At 66.1% G+C, this 15,838-nt stretch carries 18 protein-coding genes and 1 pseudogene; 9 read left to right on the top strand and 10 right to left on the bottom strand.

Going from position 1 to position 15,838, the window contains the following annotated elements; translation table 11 throughout:
* Nucleotides 1-5 precede the first annotated feature (5 nt).
* The 5 genes from MJO58_RS07030 to MJO58_RS07010 all read right to left on the bottom strand — a co-directional run bounded on the left by MJO58_RS07030 (nt 6) and on the right by MJO58_RS07010 (nt 4,058).
* Nucleotides 6-980, bottom strand: a complete 975-nt coding sequence (locus MJO58_RS07030; protein ID WP_090608557.1) for an AAA family ATPase — start codon at nt 978-980, stop codon at nt 6-8.
* Between the two features lie 14 nt (nt 981-994).
* Nucleotides 995-1,477 carry a hypothetical protein gene (locus MJO58_RS07025; protein WP_090600857.1) on the bottom strand — a complete coding sequence of 161 codons (483 nt, stop codon included), beginning with the start codon at nt 1,475-1,477 and terminating at the stop codon, nt 995-997.
* Nucleotides 1,474-2,406 (bottom strand): DUF4129 domain-containing protein, encoded by a 933-nt coding sequence (locus MJO58_RS07020; protein ID WP_090600856.1) that lies wholly within the window; start codon nt 2,404-2,406, stop codon nt 1,474-1,476. Before MJO58_RS07020 ends, MJO58_RS07025 begins: the two co-directional genes overlap by 4 nt.
* Before the next feature lie 147 nt (nt 2,407-2,553).
* On the bottom strand, nt 2,554-3,459 hold the full coding sequence (locus tag MJO58_RS07015) for an SDR family NAD(P)-dependent oxidoreductase (RefSeq protein ID WP_239722396.1): 906 nt from the start codon (nt 3,457-3,459) through the stop codon (nt 2,554-2,556).
* Nucleotides 3,456-4,058 (bottom strand): TetR/AcrR family transcriptional regulator, encoded by a 603-nt coding sequence (locus MJO58_RS07010; RefSeq protein ID WP_090600854.1) that lies wholly within the window; start codon nt 4,056-4,058, stop codon nt 3,456-3,458. Before MJO58_RS07010 ends, MJO58_RS07015 begins: the two co-directional genes overlap by 4 nt.
* A gap of 57 nt (nt 4,059-4,115) precedes the next feature.
* Between MJO58_RS07010 and MJO58_RS07005 the strand changes: the two genes are divergently transcribed.
* The 3 genes from MJO58_RS07005 (at nt 4,116) to MJO58_RS06995 (ending at nt 7,809) form a co-directional block, all read left to right on the top strand.
* Entirely contained in the window at nt 4,116-5,249 is a 1,134-nt protein-coding gene (locus tag MJO58_RS07005) for a phosphotransferase family protein (RefSeq protein ID WP_239722395.1), read from the top strand.
* Nucleotides 5,249-6,364, top strand: a complete 1,116-nt coding sequence (locus tag MJO58_RS07000) for an Rv3169 family protein (RefSeq protein WP_239722394.1) — start codon at nt 5,249-5,251, stop codon at nt 6,362-6,364. The genes MJO58_RS07005 and MJO58_RS07000 overlap by 1 nt, the downstream gene beginning before the upstream one ends.
* 98 nt (nt 6,365-6,462) lie before the next feature.
* Nucleotides 6,463-7,809: a flavin monoamine oxidase family protein gene (locus MJO58_RS06995; RefSeq protein WP_090600851.1), complete on the top strand. Its 1,347-nt coding sequence runs from the start codon at nt 6,463-6,465 to the stop codon at nt 7,807-7,809.
* On the opposite strand, the gene MJO58_RS06990 is transcribed toward MJO58_RS06995, so the two are convergent.
* The gene (locus tag MJO58_RS06990; RefSeq protein WP_090600850.1) at nt 7,804-8,763 is read right to left on the bottom strand and encodes an alpha/beta fold hydrolase; all 960 of its coding nucleotides are present in this window, start codon (nt 8,761-8,763) and stop codon (nt 7,804-7,806) included. The genes MJO58_RS06995 and MJO58_RS06990 overlap by 6 nt on opposite strands.
* Before the next feature lie 192 nt (nt 8,764-8,955).
* Between MJO58_RS06990 and MJO58_RS06985 the strand changes: the two genes are divergently transcribed.
* Entirely contained in the window at nt 8,956-10,332 is a 1,377-nt protein-coding gene (locus MJO58_RS06985) for a flavin monoamine oxidase family protein (protein WP_420845325.1), read from the top strand.
* 78 nt (nt 10,333-10,410) lie between these two features.
* On the opposite strand, the gene MJO58_RS06980 is transcribed toward MJO58_RS06985, so the two are convergent.
* Complete coding sequence (locus MJO58_RS06980) at nt 10,411-11,283, bottom strand: helix-turn-helix transcriptional regulator (protein WP_239722393.1); 873 nt, start codon at nt 11,281-11,283, stop codon at nt 10,411-10,413.
* A 102-nt stretch (nt 11,284-11,385) separates the two neighbouring features.
* Here MJO58_RS06980 and MJO58_RS06975 point away from each other — a divergent pair, with 102 nt between their 5' ends.
* The 3 genes from MJO58_RS06975 to MJO58_RS06965 are packed head-to-tail and all read left to right on the top strand — an operon-like array spanning nt 11,386 to nt 12,923.
* Nucleotides 11,386-11,850, top strand: coding sequence for a hypothetical protein (locus tag MJO58_RS06975; protein ID WP_420845324.1), 465 nt, complete (start codon nt 11,386-11,388; stop codon nt 11,848-11,850).
* Complete coding sequence (locus MJO58_RS06970) at nt 11,834-12,538, top strand: TetR/AcrR family transcriptional regulator (RefSeq protein WP_239722392.1); 705 nt, start codon at nt 11,834-11,836, stop codon at nt 12,536-12,538. The genes MJO58_RS06975 and MJO58_RS06970 overlap by 17 nt, the downstream gene beginning before the upstream one ends.
* A gap of 25 nt (nt 12,539-12,563) precedes the next feature.
* Nucleotides 12,564-12,923: a hypothetical protein gene (locus tag MJO58_RS06965; protein ID WP_090600846.1), complete on the top strand. Its 360-nt coding sequence runs from the start codon at nt 12,564-12,566 to the stop codon at nt 12,921-12,923.
* Nucleotides 12,924-12,962: 39 nt separating this feature from the next.
* On the opposite strand, the gene MJO58_RS06960 is transcribed toward MJO58_RS06965, so the two are convergent.
* Nucleotides 12,963-13,397 (bottom strand): SRPBCC family protein, encoded by a 435-nt coding sequence (locus MJO58_RS06960; RefSeq protein WP_090608552.1) that lies wholly within the window; start codon nt 13,395-13,397, stop codon nt 12,963-12,965.
* Between the two features lie 365 nt (nt 13,398-13,762).
* Here MJO58_RS06960 and MJO58_RS06955 point away from each other — a divergent pair, with 365 nt between their 5' ends.
* Nucleotides 13,763-14,161, top strand: coding sequence for a heme-binding protein (locus MJO58_RS06955; RefSeq protein WP_090600845.1), 399 nt, complete (start codon nt 13,763-13,765; stop codon nt 14,159-14,161).
* A gap of 231 nt (nt 14,162-14,392) precedes the next feature.
* Here MJO58_RS06955 and MJO58_RS06950 read toward each other — a convergent pair whose 3' ends face one another.
* Nucleotides 14,393-15,148 (bottom strand): STAS domain-containing protein, encoded by a 756-nt coding sequence (locus MJO58_RS06950; RefSeq protein WP_239722391.1) that lies wholly within the window; start codon nt 15,146-15,148, stop codon nt 14,393-14,395.
* A 164-nt stretch (nt 15,149-15,312) separates the two neighbouring features.
* On the opposite strand from MJO58_RS06950, the gene MJO58_RS06945 reads away from it, so the two are divergent.
* Nucleotides 15,313-15,570, top strand: a complete 258-nt coding sequence (locus MJO58_RS06945; protein WP_239723182.1) for a DUF7218 family protein — start codon at nt 15,313-15,315, stop codon at nt 15,568-15,570.
* A 44-nt stretch (nt 15,571-15,614) separates the two neighbouring features.
* Here the strand turns inward: MJO58_RS06945 and MJO58_RS06940 are convergent.
* Nucleotides 15,615-15,807, bottom strand: a pseudogene (locus MJO58_RS06940) (hypothetical protein); the annotation flags it as partial.
* Nucleotides 15,808-15,838: the final 31 nt, after the last annotated feature.

Raw genomic sequence — 15,838 nt, 5'->3', positions numbered from 1 at the left:
TAAGCTCACGCGGTGCCCTCGTTGGTGCGAGGTACCGGCAAGCGCCGCAACAGTTCTCCGACGACGTCGGCGCCCTGAATCTTGCGCACCCACATCTCCGGGCGCAGGGTGATCCGGTGCGCGACCGCCGCTATCGCGAGCGCCTTGACGTCCTCGGGGATCACGTAGTCACGGCCAAGCAACAGCGCCCGGGCCCGGGCGAGCTGAACCAAGTCGAGTTCGGCACGCGGGCTCGCGCCGACGGCGACCTGCGGATGGCGGCGCGTGGCCGTGGCCAGCGACACCACGTAATGCAGGACGTCCTCGTGCACCGTCACCTGCTCGACCGACTCGCGCATCGCTAGGAGGTCCTGGGCGTCGACTACCTGATTGACCGTCGGCTCGGCCGAGCCACGTTCCAGACGGCGGCGCAGCATCGAGGCCTCGTCGCGCTCGGAGAGGTAGCGCAGTTCCAACCGCATCGCGAATCGATCCAGCTGTGCCTCCGGCAGCGGATAGGTGCCCTCGTATTCGATCGGGTTATCGGTGGCCAGGACGATGAAAGGCATTGGCAGCTTGTGGGTTTCGCCGTCGATACTGACCTGACCTTCGGCCATCGCCTCTAGCAGCGCCGCCTGGGTCTTGGGTGGGGTGCGGTTGATCTCGTCGGCGAGCAACAGATTGGTGAAAATGGGTCCGGCCCGGAACGCGAAGTGGCCCGACTGCATGTCGTAAATCGTCGACCCGAGCAGGTCTGCGGGCAGCAGGTCCGGCGTGAACTGCACCCGGGTGAATCGCAGACCCAAGGCGGCGGCGAAGGATCTCGCGATCAGTGTCTTGCCGAGCCCCGGCAGATCTTCGATGAGAACGTGGCCGCGCGCCAGGACGGCGGTGAGGATGAGGGTCAGCGCGGAACGCTTGCCCACCACCACGCGCTCGATTTCGTCGAGCACCGCCTCGCAATGCGCGGTGGTCATACTGGCCGGCAAAGCGGTCGGCATCGGGGCACCCCCTGTCATACCTGCTCCAACCTGCGGAGGATTTCTTCGAACGCGGCCCGGCCGGGACCGGGCTCGTGGTCAGCGGAGCGCGCGATGTTGTTGGGATTGACCCATTCCCACAGTTCGGCGCCGAACAGCATCCGGCCGGTCGACTGAAAAGCCGCCGGGTCCTTGGCCAGTCGTTGCCCGGTCGCGATTTCGTATCGGCGGGCGAGCATCGGACGCAGATGCCGGTCCCAGTCCGTACGGGTGGACTCGGACCAGCGAATCGTCGTCTCGGTGGTGGCGAGCCAGCGGCGCAACGAATCCCCGAGGTCGTCGTGGTCCAGGTCGGCCGCGGGTTCTATCCCTTGTCCCAGTAGCCGACGAACATTGAGCAACACCAAGCCCAGTGCGATACCCGACGCGACCAAAACCAGGGGACGATCGTGCACGACCAGCACCAGCAGCTCCGCCGCGACGATGAAGCAAACACCCAGAGCTATCAGCCTTTTCATACCGCGCTCCGGAGTTCCGCAAGAACCAGCCCCAGCACCTCAACCGCGACGTCGCGATGTCCCTCGTTCATCACATGCGGACTGAACCGCGCTTCCGCGAACAGGTTGACCAGCTGAACGGCGTTATCGATATGCAGCGCACGGAGTTCGACGGCGCGGGCCAACACCTCGGTCGGTGTGTCGAAATCCTGAGGAGCGGCCCCGGGAACATTCGCGAGCTCACGTTCCATCACGACATAGCAGGCGATGATCGCCTCCCGCGGTTCGCGCCCACGGTCGGCTATCTCGGCCAAACCCAGTTCGGCGGCGCGCACCAGGGATTCCGAAGGCCGCACCGGCGATACATATTCGGCGCTGTCATCGGCGACGGTAGGCCGCGTCGTGGCGCGGTATCGCCGTCGCGACATGATGAACGTTGCGACGACGAGGAGCAGCATCATCGGAACCGTGGCGGCCAGCAGAATTCGCAGCACGTTATCGTTGTCGCTCTGCGGGGGCCGGGGCTGCGGTGTAGGTGCGGCGGTGTGCGGCGCCGCGCTGGTGTCCGGTGCGTGCTGCGCGGGCGGCGCACCGTGCGGCAACGATAACCGGGACAACAGCATCGCAACCAGCAACCACGCGACGATCACCGCGAGTCCGATCAGCAACACCCGCCAGCTCGGTCGCCCCGCGCCGGTACCGAGCATCCCGGAGAGGTCGCCCGTCTTCGGTGCGACCGCACGTGGATCCCGCAGTCGCGCGATGACGGCGACCGCCAGCAGCGCGAGTGCCGCACTGAGCAGGACAACGACGAATACGAGCGCCGCCCGGGCGCTGCCTTCCGCGCGCGCCGCATGTTCGCGAGCCGGCAGATATCCGCGCAGGGCGGCGGCAACCACGATCAACAGCACGATGAGCGCAACGACGCGCCCTGTCGGCTTATCGGGCATTTGGCACACCACTCGCCGGTTTTGCTATGCCGTTGCGGCACAGACTTGATTCATACTTGCATGTCACGCGGCGGTGTGGCCAGGGATAACCGGCAGCCCGCGAGCGTAACCTCAGGCTGAAATCAGGCCCGATTTTTCGGCGTGGCGTTACGCTCGCTCGCGGGAGGTGCCCCCAGCTCGCGAGTGGGGCACAGTGAACGGCCGGAAGCTGCCGTCGAGCACCTCGTGGTGGCCAATGGTGCGACCGGTGACGGCGGCGGGGTCCACGAGCGCTAATTGTGCTGCTGCCCGGGCGAATTCGTCTTCAGTGGCCGTGTCGTTGAAGTTGGTGGCGTAGTAGGACAGGCCGGGCGTCATGATCGGCTTCGACGGTGCCAGCGCGTTGACGGCGATGTTGTGGTCGGCCAGGTCAAACGCCGCGCACTGGGTGAGATGCTCGAGCGCGGCCTTGGAACCGCCGTAACCCGGCAGCACACCGCCGCTGCGGTCCGGATAGGGTCCGTCGCCGGGCAGCCGCGAGGCCACCGAGGTGATGTTGATGATCGAACCACCCCCCGCCTCGATCATGTCCGGGGACACCAGCTGCATTAACTCATAGGTCGCAAACACCGCGATGTCGAAGTGGCGGCGAAATGCGGATAACGGGGTGCTGACGAACCCCGGCCAGCCGGGCTTGGCGACGCCGGCCGGTTTGGCGGCCTTCGCCCGCGGTTGTCCACCGGGCACCGGCGGTCGCCCCGGGGCGGTGAAGGCCGCATTGTTGATCAGAACAGTGATGGGGCCCAACACATCTCGCGCCTCGCCTACCAGCCGGGCGACGTCGTCCCGGTCGGTTAGATCGGCACGGACCGCCTCCGCGCGCCCACCCGCCGCCTCGATGGCGGCGACGGTCTCGCCGATGGTTCCCGGCAGCCGGTCATCCCACACCTGCTCGGTGCGCCCGGCCACCGCGACCGCCGCGCCCTCGGCGGCAAGGGCCAGCGCGATCGCCCGGCCCAAACCACGGCTGGCACCGGTGACGATCGCCGTTCGCCCGGCAAGTCGCTGCGTCATCGCGTCACCCCGTGCACCACGATCGCGGTGGTCTGATCCACCCACGCCTCGTCCAGCTTCTCGTCCGGGCGCAACAGCATCCGCAGCATCGTCGCTCCCCCAATCAGCTCGATCAACCGGTCCGGATCGACATCGGGATGCGCTTGACCTCGATCGACGGCCTCGCGCAGGCGCACCTGCACCGCGGCGAACAGGTCGTTGAAGCGTGACATCACCCGCGCGTTGAGTTCGGGATCGGCCGACATGTCCGCGACCAGCCCGGGCAGCGCGGAGCGCACCACCGGGCTGGTGAACACATCCCGCGCCGCCGCGATCATCATCCGCAGGTCGGCGGTGAAATCACCGGCCGGCGTTTCCAGCGCGCTCGGCGCGGTCGGAAACGCCGCTTCGTGCACCAACTCCGCCTTGCTCGACCACCGGCGATACAACGCCGACTTCGTGGTGCCGGCCCGCTCGGCGACCGCGGCCAGCGTCAAGTTCGAATAGCCGATTTCCACAAGCAGTTCCGCCGTCGCCGTAAGGATGGCAGAGTCGATACGCGGGTCCCTGGGGCGCCCGGCACCTGGGGCCTTGTCAAGGTCGGACGGGTCTGCTTTCATAACGCTACCTACCGTATCGTAATTGCCGCGAAAGGTCTCAAAGAATGGAGGCACCCCGTGGCCAATGAACCTGTGCTCGACAACGTCGACCGGCTTCAGCGCTCCAGCCGCGACGTCACGAAGCTACCGGCAGTGATGTCGAAATGGCTGTCTACGGTGCTGCCCGACGGCGCGAACCCCGAGGTCACGGTCGAAAGTGGGATCGATTCGACGGGCATGTCGTCGGAAACCATCATCTTGACCGCTCGCTGGCGCGATGGCGGGCAACCGACCGAGCAGAAGCTGGTGACGCGGGTCGCGCCCAGCGCCGAGGACGTGCAAGTATTCCCTTCCTACCGGCTTGATCACCAATTCGACGTGATCCGCAAGGTCGGCGAACTCACCGAGGTCCCGGTGCCGCCGGTGCGCTGGCTCGAGCCCACCGGCGAGGTCCTGGGCACACCGTTCTTCGTGATGGACTACGTCGCCGGTGAAGTGCCGCCCGACGTGATGCCCTACACGTTCGGCAACAACTGGTTCGCCGACGCACCCGTCGAGCGGCAACGCGAACTTCAGGACTCCACCGTCGACGTACTGGCGAAGCTGCACTCAATCCCCAATGCCGAGAGCACGTTTGGATTCCTGTCCGAGGGCAAGGGCGATACCGCGCTGCGCCGGCACTACAACTGGGTACGGGACTGGTACGACTTCGCAGTGCCCGACATCGGCCGATCGCCGCTGCTGGAGCGTACCTTCACCTGGCTGGAAGACAACTGGCCGGCGGAGGTGGACGCGCGCGAACCCGTGCTGCTGTGGGGTGACGCCCGGGTGGGCAACGTGTTGTACCGCGACTTCCGACCGGTTGCGGTGCTGGACTGGGAGATGGTGACGCTGGGTCCGCGTGAACTCGATGTCGCGTGGATGATCTACGCGCACATGGTGTTTCAGGAACTTACCGGACTTGCCGGGTTGCCGGGACTGCCCGATGTGATGCGCGAGGAAGACGTCCGCACCACGTATGCGCGCCTAGCCGGTGTCGAAGTGGGTGAGCTGCGCTGGTTCTACGTGTATTCCGGCGTGATGTGGGCCTGTGTGTTCATGCGCACCGGTGCGCGGCGAGTGCACTTCGGCGAGACCGAAAAGCCCGACGACGTCGAGTCGTTGTTCTACCACGCCGGATTGATGAAACGTCTTATCGGAGAGGACCAGTAATGCTCGGACCGCTCGACGAGTACCCGGTACACCAGATTCCCCAGCCGATCGCTTGGCCCGGCTCCTCGGACCGCAATTTCTACGACCGGTCCTACTTCAACGCCCATGACCGCACCGGCGACATCTTCTTGATCAGCGGCATCGGTTACTACCCCAACCTCGGCGTTAAGGACGCCTTCGTGCTCGTCCGGCGTGGGGACACCCAGACCGCGGTGCATGTTTCGGACGCCATCGATTCCGACCGGCTCAACCAGCACGTCAACGGCTACCGGGTCGAGGTGATCGAACCGCTGCACAAGTTGCGGATCGTGCTCGACGAAACCGAAGGCATCGCAGCCGATCTCACCTGGAAGGGCCTGTTCGACGTGGTCCAGGAGCAACCGCACGTCCTGCGGTCCGGCACCCGTGTCACGTTGGACGCGCAGCGGTTCGCCCAGCTGGGCAGCTGGAGTGGCCACATCGTGATCGACGGCGAGGAGATCGTCGTCGACCCCAACACCTGGCTGGGTAGCCGCGACCGGTCGTGGGGCATCCGCCCGATCGGGGAGGCCGAGCCGGCCGGCCGGCCGGCCGATCCGCCGTTCGAGGGTATGTGGTGGTTATACGTACCAATGGCTTTCGACGACTTCGCGATCGTGCTGATCATCCAGGAGGAGCCCAACGGGTTCCGCTCGCTCAACGACTGCACCCGGATCTGGCGCGACGGCCGAGTCGAACAGCTGGGCTGGCCACGCGTCAAGATCCACTACACGTCGGGCACCCGCATTCCGACCGGCGCCACCATCGACGCGACGACGCCGGACGGCTCCCCGATCCACTTCGACGTCGAGTCCAAGTTGCCGGTGCCCATTCACGTCGGCGGCGGCTACGGCGGCGATTCGGACTGGATACACGGCACCTGGAAGGGCGAGAAGTACGCCGAACGCCTGACCTACGACATGACCGACCCGGCGATCATCGGGCGTGCCGGCTTCGGAGTGATCGACCACGTCGGTCGCGCGGTCTGCATCGAGGGCGATAGGCCGCCGGTCGAGGGCTGGGGCCTCTACGAGCACGGCGCCTTGGGCCGCCACGACCCGTCCGGGTTCGCCGACTGGTTAACGGTTGCGCCGTAACCCTTTTCGCGTCGTGCGCGCTAGGGCGTACGGTTGCCGTCGCTGTGCTGCGGACGGCCTCTACCGTCTCCGTGTCACCATGCGGTTGACTAGGGGGTGTGACGATGCCGTCGTGGACTGTCGATGTTGTGGTGGTCGGCGCGGGTTTTGCCGGCCTCGCCGCGGCGCGCGAGCTGACGCGACAGGGCCACGACGTGGTGGTGTTCGAGGGGCGCGACCGCGTCGGCGGGCGTGCGTTCACCGGTAGCGTCGCGGGACTGCCGGCGGATATGGGCGGCGCGTTCGTCGGACCCACCCAGGACGCCGTGCTGGCGCTGGCGGCCGAGCTGCAGATCCCGACCACGCCTACCTATCACGATGGCAAGAACGTCATCCACTGGCGCGGCTGGACACGCTCCTACCACGGCACCATCCCCAAGCTTTCGCTGACCGGGTTGCTCGACATCGCCCGGCTGCGTTGGCAATTCGAAAGAATCGCGCGCAGCGTTCCGGTCGACGCGCCCTGGCAGGCACGGCGCGCCCGCCAACTCGATGAGGTGTCGTTCGGACAGTGGCTGCGTTCGGCACGCGCCACCGCCTCGTCGCGCGACCTGATGGCCATCATGGCCCGGGTGACCTGGGGATGCGAACTCGAAGACGTGTCAATGCTGCACGCCGCGCGCTACGTCCGGGCCGCGGGCGGTCTGGACCGGATGCTCGACACCGAGGACGGCGCCCAGCAGGACCATTTCCCGGGGGGCACCCAGCAAATCGCCCGGGCGGCGGCCGATGAACTGGGCGCGCGGGTCGTGCTGAATGCCCCGGTGCACCGCATCGAACGGCACGGTTCCGGCGTGACGGTCACCTCTGACGCTGGTACGGCCGACGCCGGGTTCGTGGTCGTCGCGATCCCGCCCGCTCATCGCGCCGGCATCGAGTTCGCTCCCCCGCTCCCCGCCGAGTACCACCAGCTGGTCGAGCAATGGCCGCAGGGCCGGCTCAGCAAGGCCTTCGCGGCCTATTCGACACCGTTCTGGCGAGCCAACGGATTCTCGGGACAGGCGCTTTCGGACAAGGGACCGGTGTTCATCACCTTCGACGTCAGCCCGCAGGCGGACGGGCCGGGCATCCTGCTTGGCTTTGTCGACGCCCGGGCGTTCGATTCACTGCCCACCGACCAACGTCGCCGCGACACCTTGCGTTGCTTTGCATCGCTGTTCGGCGAGGAGGCACTCAAGCCACTCGACTACGTGGATCATCGTTGGGGCACCGAGGATTTCGCTCCGGGCGGCCCGACCGCGGCGGTGCCGCCGGGCTCCTGGACGCGGTTCGGGCCCTGGCTACGCGAACCGGTCGGACCGATTCACTGGGCGGGCACCGAGACCGCCGACGAGTGGACCGGGTTTTTCGACGGCGCGGTCCGGTCCGGTCTGCGAGCGGCCGCCGAGATCACCGCCCTGCTATGAGCTGATCTGCGCGACCGGCAGGGTGATGGATTCGGCCAGTGACCGCAGCTGGCCGGTGACCAGACGGGGGTGCTCCAACATCGAGCAGTGACCGCCGGGCAGCTCGACCAGGCCGACCACGTTGGGCGCGGTGCGTGCGATTTCGCGGGACGCGGCGATCGGCGTCAGCCGGTCGTCTTCGCTGCCGATGACCAAGGTCGGCACCGTCAATCCGGTCAGGTCGAGGTACCGCGACCCCAGGGATTCGACGAGCATCCTCGTGCAACCGCCGCGCCCGGCGGGTGGTGTCTGCGCGAACAAGTCGTGGATGAGGGTGGCGTGGCTCGGATCGGCGTCCTTGCCGACCGCGAGCATCGCGATCAGGCCGCGAGTGGCCAGCAGCGCCGGACTCGGAATCGGGATCCCGCCGAACACGTTGATCAAGCCGCGCGCGGCGAGCGAGCGCGCCGGCGACAGCTGCCCCGGCACCGAGAACAGTTTGACCTGGCGCACCAGGTCACCGGTAGTCGTGTTGATCAACGCCACGGCATCGGCGCGCCGCCGGACCTTGTGACGGTATCGGGCCGACCATGCGGCGATCGTGATCCCACCCATCGAATGCCCGGCGATGACGGCACGCTCATGCGGCGCCAACGTCGCATCCAACACGCAATCCAGGTCGGACGCAAGGTGTTTGAGGCTGTATCCGCCGCGGCGCGGAACCCCGCTTCGGCCGTGGCCACGGTGGTCGAACGCGATCACCCGGTATTCGGTGGCCAACTCGGCGATCTGGTAGGCCCACGCCCGGATCGCGCAGGTGATGCCGTGAGTCAGCATGATCGGGTAGCCGTCCGGTGGTCCGAAGACCTGCGCGTGCAGCGGGGTGCCGTCGACCGCGCGAACGGTGAGCGTGCGGCTCGGCGGCAATACGTCGGGCAGTGGGTCAATTACACGTGTCGTTCGCCGAGCACTCATCGCCAGCTCCCCCCGTCGAACACGGCCCCGTCGCCGCACTCTGGATGCCACGATCTTATAACGGCACGGGCGTCCAACTATGCAATTTCGCCCAATCCCGCGCGCCCGATTCACAGCACACAATTCGCCGCTAACGAGCAAACCCCGGCACGGAGCCGGTTGCGGTGTGAGAGGCTAACTGTCATGTCCCCGATGTCCCGTCGGGCGGCGCTCACAGCAACGATGAGCGCGGTCACTGGCGGGCTGCTGGCTGCCTGTGCATCGGGTGAACATTCGGTGTCACCACCACCCCCGCCGCCCGAGACCAAACCGGACACCGGGTCGGTGCTGATCGTGGGTGCCGGCATGGCCGGCTTGGCCGCCGCGCGCCGCCTCGCCGACGCCGGATGGCCGGTGCGCCTGATCGAAGCACGCGACCGCATCGGCGGCCGCGTCTATACCAACCGCGACTGGGGTGTGCCGATCGAGATGGGCGCGTCCTGGATCCACGGCACCGCCAGCGATCCGATGATGGAACTGGCCAACAAGGCGCACGCCGAGGTCATCCCGACCGACTACTACGGCTGGGCGAAGCTCGCGGTCGATCGCCGGCTGCCGGCAGCGGACTACGACGCCGACTCCTGGCGCCAATTCGTCGAACGGGCCTGCGACCGGGTCACCGGCGGGAGCCTCGGCGCCGCCGTCGACGCCGCGGCCAAGCGCGCGGAGCTATCGGGTTCGGATCGCACCCAGCTGGCATTCTTTGTCGCCACCGAGATCGAGGACGAATACGCGGCCGGCGCAGACCAGCTCTCCGCCACCACATTTGACACCGGCGACTACGCCGACGGCGACCAGGCTGTCATCACGAACGGCTATGACGCCCTGCCCAAGCTGCTGGCCGACGGACTTCAGATCGTCCTGCGCACGCCGGTCACGGCGATCACTCGACGCGACAACTCCGTCACCGTGCACGCCGGACAGCAATCCTTCGAAGGCCCCGCCGCGATCGTCACCGTTCCCCTCGGCGTGCTCAAAGCCGGTGCGATCGGCTTCGACCCCCCGCTCCCCGACGGACATGCCCGCGCCGTGAACGCCCTGGGATTCGGCGTGCTGTCGAAGAGCTTCTTCCGGTTCAACCGGCGAACATGGAAGACGGACAACGCCTTTTACCTCTTCATGGGCACCGACCCGGGCGCGTGGGCGCAGTGGTTCACGTTGTCCAACAACGCCGGACCGATCGTGGTGGCCTTCAATGCCGGCGAACGCGGCCGGGCGGTCGAGGCGTCCTCGGCGGCCGATGTCACGGCCCGGGCGCTGCCGATCGCTCGCCAGCTGTTCGGCGACGACGTCGCGCCGGTGGAAGTCCGGACCTCGAATTGGAGCACCGATCCGTATGCGCGGGGCAGCTACTCATTCCACGCGCCCGGCTCCGGGCTCGACGACCGCCGCCGCCTGCGGGAGCCGATCAGCGACCGGTTGTACCTGGCGGGTGAGGCTGTCGACACGAAAAACCCGTCCACCGTCATCGGGGCCGTGACCAGCGGGCGCTACGCCGCCGACGAACTGATGCGCCGGCTTAAGAACTAGGGCGAAACACGCAGGCGTACAGTCGTTTTGGGCAGCGATATGGTGCCGACTCGGCGACGTCGCCGCCGGCGATCGTAGCTAGGTGGACGCCGCATTGGAATCGCGCTCGGTCGCCGTCCAGCTGGCGAGCAGCCGCAACGCCTCGTCAGAATGTGAACCCGGTTCGGCGGTATAGCCGATCAACGACAACGCACCGACGCTGTCGATGTCGAACACGTTGTAGTTCAGCGCAAGTTCGCCGACTTCGGAATGCCGGAATCGCTTGAGGCCGTGGCGATGTGCCTTGACGTTGTGCGCCGCCCAACTGGTGCGGAACGGCTCGCTGCGCAATCCGAGCTCACCGACCAGGTCGGTGACGGCCGGTGAATCGGGAGCGCGCGCCGCTTCGGCCCGTAGCAGCCAAACAACGTCATCGGCTTCGCGGTCCCACTCGGCAAAGAACTGGTCGGCCGCGGAGTCGAGAAACATGAATCGGGCCAGGTTCGGTGTCGCCTTGGTGCGGGCGAAGACGGGTGCGTACAGCGCGCGCCCGAGCGCATTGGCGGCGACGAGATCGAGGTGGCCGTTGATCACGATCGCCGGCGCGGTGACCATGCTGTCCAGCAGTGCCTGCACGCCCTCCGGGATGGTCCGGCCCGCGGGGCGTACCGGTCGGGTCCGACCGCCCCTGCCCGTGGCGGCGCGAACCAGATCGAACAGGTGCGTTTCCTCTGCCTCGCCGAGCCGCAGGGCGCGGGCAACGGCATGCAACACATCGTCGGAGACGCCGGCCACATTCCCGCGCTCTACCTGCGTGTAGTAGTCGATGCTCACGCCGGCCAGCTGAGCGACTTCCGCACGCCGCAGCCCGGGCACGCGGCGGCGCCGCCCCGGCGGCAGGCCGACCACCTCGGGGGTGATCCTCGCCCGTCGGGACATCAAGAAGTCCCTGATGTCCTTGGCAACGTCCATCTACCCCGGATACCCCGCCGGCGCGCAAGCATCCATACGATAATCACCGACCAACAGTCTGGTATACCGACCGCTGGTCGGTTATTGTCTCACCATCTGTCAATGGAGGTTGCAATGAGCCAGCCAGATGCAGCACAGTTCCGTACCCGGATGTTCGCGCGCGCGTTCGGACCGTTCTTTCTGATCGTGCCCTCGATCGTCGCGTTTCGCGCCACGTCGCAGATGCCGGTGCTGCTGGACGAATTCAGCCGAGATCCTATGTGGCAGTGGGAGCTTGGGGCGTTGCTGCTGATGTGGGGCAGCGTCATCATCGCCTTTCATCAATATTGGCGAAGTGCCGCAGCGGTTTTGGTATCGCTACTGGGGTGGTTTCTCGCGATCCGCGGGATACTCATCCTGGCGATTCCCGACGTGTACGACTCGGCCGGCAAGTCGCTGGAGGAAAACTCCGTTCCGGTGGTACGCGCAATCTTCGCCGCGATCGCATTGGTCGGCCTGTACCTGACCTACGTGGGTTGGATCGCGAAGCCCACCGGGCAGGACCGTGCGGATGCCGCGGGTAGTTAAGCACCCCGATGTACGCCGTGCCGAAATCTTGGATCGCGCGGCGGCGCTGTTCGTTGCACGCGGCTACGAGAATGTCAGCCTCAACGATCTGATCGCCTACGCCGGTGTCTCCAAAGGTGCTTTCTACCACTGGTTTCCGTCGAAGGACGCGCTCATCACGACGCTGGCCGAGCGCAGCGCCCGCGCGCAGCTCGCGGTCATCGAAGAGGCGACCGCGCGATGCGATGGCAATGCGCTGGAGCGGCTCAACACGCTGCTGCGGGCCGGTTTTGACGTGAAGATGCAGACCGGCACACCCGAGCAGTTGGCGGCGATGGTCTCGCTGCTAAGGCCCGAAAACGCGCATTTGTACGGGCGCATCGTCGCGGTAAGCGAGGAGCTGACGCAACCGCTGCTGACGCGGTTGATCGCCGACGGAGTGGCCGAGGGCATTTTTCACACCTTCGACGCCGAGGGTGTCGCCGACATGATTCAAGGCCTGGCCGCGCGCCTGAGCTCCAACGTTATCCAGATCGTCGACGCCACCGATGAGCCCAGCAGGCAGCACGCCATCGATGTTTTGACCACTAGATTCAAGCTGCACGGGGTAGCGGTCGACCGGGTTCTCGGCCTACCCGACGGCAGCATCACCGTGCTCAACCGCACACAGGTCGCGACGATGGTGGCGGCTTTGCCGCGCGATTACTGAGGCGGGGATTGGGCATAGCTCATACATGACGGCTAACCATCCCCCGCAGCAGAAACAGCGTTCGACGGCCGACACCATCGCCACGATCAGCATGTTCGTGGTCGCGGCGATCGCAGGAGCACTGGCCATCACGTTTTCCTTCTTTTTCGTGATGGCGACCGATTCGTGCGCAGGCAACCGATGCGACACGTCAGCACTCGATTGGGCCTACGCGGTGACGTGGGGCGGCGTCGGCGTCGCGGCCGTCATCGCCGTCGGCGGCGTCATTGTCGCGGCGGCGCGAAAGCGGGCCATGTGGGTGTGGCCAACCACCGCGCTCATCCTGATCATCGTCGCGGGCGTGATCGGCTCACTGCTGGCCAACTCGGTCGCGCCGCATCAGTGACATACGCCCAATAGCCTTGCGCTACGAAGCAATTCGACGTTACTTCTCGAGCGCCTTCGCGCAGGCGTTCAGGATTGCGACAAAACTCCCGCGCAGCAGCCGACGGCTGAGGGCCTCCAGCACTTTTCCTCCGGCCGCGGCCGGATGGGTGTAGTTGGTCAGCCAGTCGACGTGTGTCTCGTCGCCCGCGGCCGTGAACGTCAGGGTGCCGCCGTCGTGCTGGAACGGTGGGATCGACTTGACGATCAAGTAGGTGTAGCTACGCGGCCGGTCATAGGCCGTGAGCTCCTCGCGGAAATAGGTACCGACGCCGATCACCTCGCGCAGCGCGCCGGGCCCCGGGCCCGACGTGCCTTTGGCCCAATATCCCTTGAGAGCCAACGGTGCGGCGGCCAAATTGGCGGGATCGGCCAGCCAGTCGAAGACCTGCTCGAGGGGGGCGGCGATCGTTCGCTCCACGTGAATCTCGACCATCAGAACTCCCGCCTGGCAGTTACGGCACGGACCGTACGCCATGCTAACCGCCGGCCGTGCCGGTGCGGCATCGCGCAAAGCTGGCAACGGCCGATATCTTTGCGGTGATGCACGACACCCCGATCGACGCCTTAGAGAAATCATAAGGTGATTTTGCTGGTACCCGCTTGAGTTGATCACGATTTGGTCACGACGTGCTGATACCAACTGCCAGGGCGTGACCAGGTCGAGAACTGTCGTCAATCCCGCCGTTAGCTACGCCCAGGATCCACACGTTGCCCGCGCCAGCCTCAGCTACCTTGGATTTTGGGGAGTCGGGAGTCCCCGCGAATCAATTCGGACCGATTCGAAGGACAACACTGATCATGAATTTCAGCAGTATCGCCGCGCGCCGACGAGTCGCCGGCATCAGCGCCGGCTGCCTGCTCGGGGGAATGGCGCTGAGCCTGGTCGCCGCGCCGTCAGCTACCGCCGCACCCGACTGCAGCCCCGCGGGCATCAACGCCACCGTTTCCTCGGTACAGGGCGCGGCCGAGCAGTATCTCGCCGCGCACCCGGGTGCAAACCAAGTTGTGAGCGCCGCCTACGGACAGCCACGGGCGGAGGCCGCCTCCAGCCTGCGCGGCTACTTCACCGCTCACCCGCAGGAGTATTACGACCTGCGCGGCATCCTGGCGCCGATCGGAGACACCGAGCGGCAGTGCAACGTGTCGGCCCTGCCAGGGAACTTGGAATCGGCCTACCACGAGTTCATGGCCGGCTGATTCCGCGCACAACGACCCGCCACAATGCCGTGGCGGGTCGTTTGCATCGCGGTCGAACCGCCTCACGGGTCGCGTGTTGGCGCTGGGTGCGGTCGAATTCGACTATCCGGCCAAGAGCGGCGTGCAGCGCACCGCCTGCTTATTCGGCGAGTAGCCAAGGGCAGCAACACATCACATGCACCCTCCCTCGCCAGACGGCCTGACCGACGTTACATCGCCGACGAGCCGATGCTAGAGCTGGTTTTCGCGACCGATCAGTGCCCAGACTGTCTTCCCGGACGACTGCGGTGTGCTGCCCCACGCCCGGCAAAGTGCGGAAACGATGGACAGGCCCGACAGGGTTTCGCCGCCACTTTCATTCTCGAGTCGACACGCGGGCACGTGGCTGTCATCCTCGACCGCCACGACCACCGTGTCGTCCTGGGTTTCGACGATTAGTACCGGCGCACTGCCGGTGTGTTTGAGCACGTTTCCGACCAGGATCGTGGCGATCGTGCCCGCGACGGCAATCAGACGGCTCTGAGCCGAATCGGCAAGCCATTGCCCGATCAGGGCGCGGGAGAGGGCGAGACTGACCGTCCTTGCCGGAAGCCGGGTTCGCACGCGGCGTCGATCATCTGACGCCCGCTCGGTGGCGGCACCCAGCGCCGACTCGCGGTCCCAATACATCGGGACGTATCGGGCAATACCGTTGGCGGCGATGGATCGCCGATACGCAGTCTGCTGACACACCAGCAGGATCGGCACGTCCGGCCATGTCATGACATGCCAGCGAGCGCTGGTAAATACCGACCAGGCGGATGCCGAGGGCACCGACAGACCGTTGACATCAACGAGCACCGCGCGGGGTTGATCCAGCGCAGCATCGATGACGGCGTTACGAAGCGTGCGGTAGGTCGCGCTGTTTAGCAGGCCGGTCACCGTCAGGACCGCGGCATCCTGCCGACGTTCCACGTCCACGCCCACGGACGGGCTGGCCTGAGTCATCACTTTGGACTACCCCTCCCCGGGGTGGGTAACCGCGCAGGCGATGCTCCGATTGACGCTTCTCGCACCGGTCAATCGATCGAATTTCGCGGGCCCGGTTTTCACCCCGGTCTGGCTGGGAATTCTCGCAAACGGCGTCCCATCGAGACAGGAGGGTGACCATCGTGCCGAACCCGTCGATCAAGAACGAGAAGATGTACCGCGACCTGCGAAAGCAGGGCAACTCAGAGGAAAAGGCGGCGCGGATCTCCAACGCCGCCGCGGCCCGGGGTAAATCAGCGATCGGTCGCAAGGGCGGCAAATCCGGCTCATACACCGACTGGACGGTGCCAGAGCTGAAGAAACGCGCCAAAGAGCTTGGTATGTCTGGTTATTCGGGTCTGACCAAGGACAAATTGGTCGCTAAGTTGCGCAACCACTGACGTAGCCAACGGCGTTCAGCCGATAAGCCCGGGCCGGTCGGCGCCACATCGCATTCGGCGACCACCAGATCAACGTCATGACTGGGTCCGGGTGCGCCGTAAGCCCATAAGGCATAGCTTCCTGCCAACGCGAAGCGCGGACCCGTTCTCCTTGAATGCGGATGCGGCACCACGCAATGCCTCGCGCAGTTGCGCCGAGCCGTCGTGCGATGATGTTGGTGCTTCGGGGGATGCCATGTGACTGGGTGATACCCGGCCCACCCGTTTG

Source organism: Mycobacterium lentiflavum, from assembly GCF_022374895.2.
Classification (GTDB): Bacteria; Actinomycetota; Actinomycetes; order Mycobacteriales; family Mycobacteriaceae; genus Mycobacterium; species Mycobacterium lentiflavum.
Note: the sequence above shows the minus strand (reverse complement) of the source record. Positions and strands in the feature narration are given on the sequence as shown.

Bases quoted from the DNA above. Each gene is read 5' to 3' on its own strand.
- MJO58_RS07030 (WP_090608557.1), bottom strand. From the start codon at position 980: ATGCCGACCGCTTTGCCGGCCAGTATGACCACCGCGCATTGCGAGGCG.
- MJO58_RS07025 (WP_090600857.1), bottom strand. From the start codon at position 1,477: ATGAAAAGGCTGATAGCTCTGGGTGTTTGCTTCATCGTCGCGGCGGAG.
- MJO58_RS07020 (WP_090600856.1), bottom strand. From the start codon at position 2,406: ATGCCCGATAAGCCGACAGGGCGCGTCGTTGCGCTCATCGTGCTGTTG.
- MJO58_RS07015 (WP_239722396.1), bottom strand. From the start codon at position 3,459: ATGACGCAGCGACTTGCCGGGCGAACGGCGATCGTCACCGGTGCCAGC.
- MJO58_RS07010 (WP_090600854.1), bottom strand. From the start codon at position 4,058: ATGAAAGCAGACCCGTCCGACCTTGACAAGGCCCCAGGTGCCGGGCGC.
- MJO58_RS07000 (WP_239722394.1), top strand. From the start codon at position 5,249: ATGCTCGGACCGCTCGACGAGTACCCGGTACACCAGATTCCCCAGCCG.
- MJO58_RS06990 (WP_090600850.1), bottom strand. From the start codon at position 8,763: ATGAGTGCTCGGCGAACGACACGTGTAATTGACCCACTGCCCGACGTA.
- MJO58_RS06985 (WP_420845325.1), top strand. From the start codon at position 8,956: ATGTCCCGTCGGGCGGCGCTCACAGCAACGATGAGCGCGGTCACTGGC.
- MJO58_RS06980 (WP_239722393.1), bottom strand. From the start codon at position 11,283: ATGGACGTTGCCAAGGACATCAGGGACTTCTTGATGTCCCGACGGGCG.
- MJO58_RS06975 (WP_420845324.1), top strand. From the start codon at position 11,386: ATGGAGGTTGCAATGAGCCAGCCAGATGCAGCACAGTTCCGTACCCGG.
- MJO58_RS06970 (WP_239722392.1), top strand. From the start codon at position 11,834: ATGCCGCGGGTAGTTAAGCACCCCGATGTACGCCGTGCCGAAATCTTG.
- MJO58_RS06965 (WP_090600846.1), top strand. From the start codon at position 12,564: ATGACGGCTAACCATCCCCCGCAGCAGAAACAGCGTTCGACGGCCGAC.
- MJO58_RS06960 (WP_090608552.1), bottom strand. From the start codon at position 13,397: ATGGTCGAGATTCACGTGGAGCGAACGATCGCCGCCCCCCTCGAGCAG.
- MJO58_RS06955 (WP_090600845.1), top strand. From the start codon at position 13,763: ATGAATTTCAGCAGTATCGCCGCGCGCCGACGAGTCGCCGGCATCAGC.
- MJO58_RS06950 (WP_239722391.1), bottom strand. From the start codon at position 15,148: ATGACTCAGGCCAGCCCGTCCGTGGGCGTGGACGTGGAACGTCGGCAG.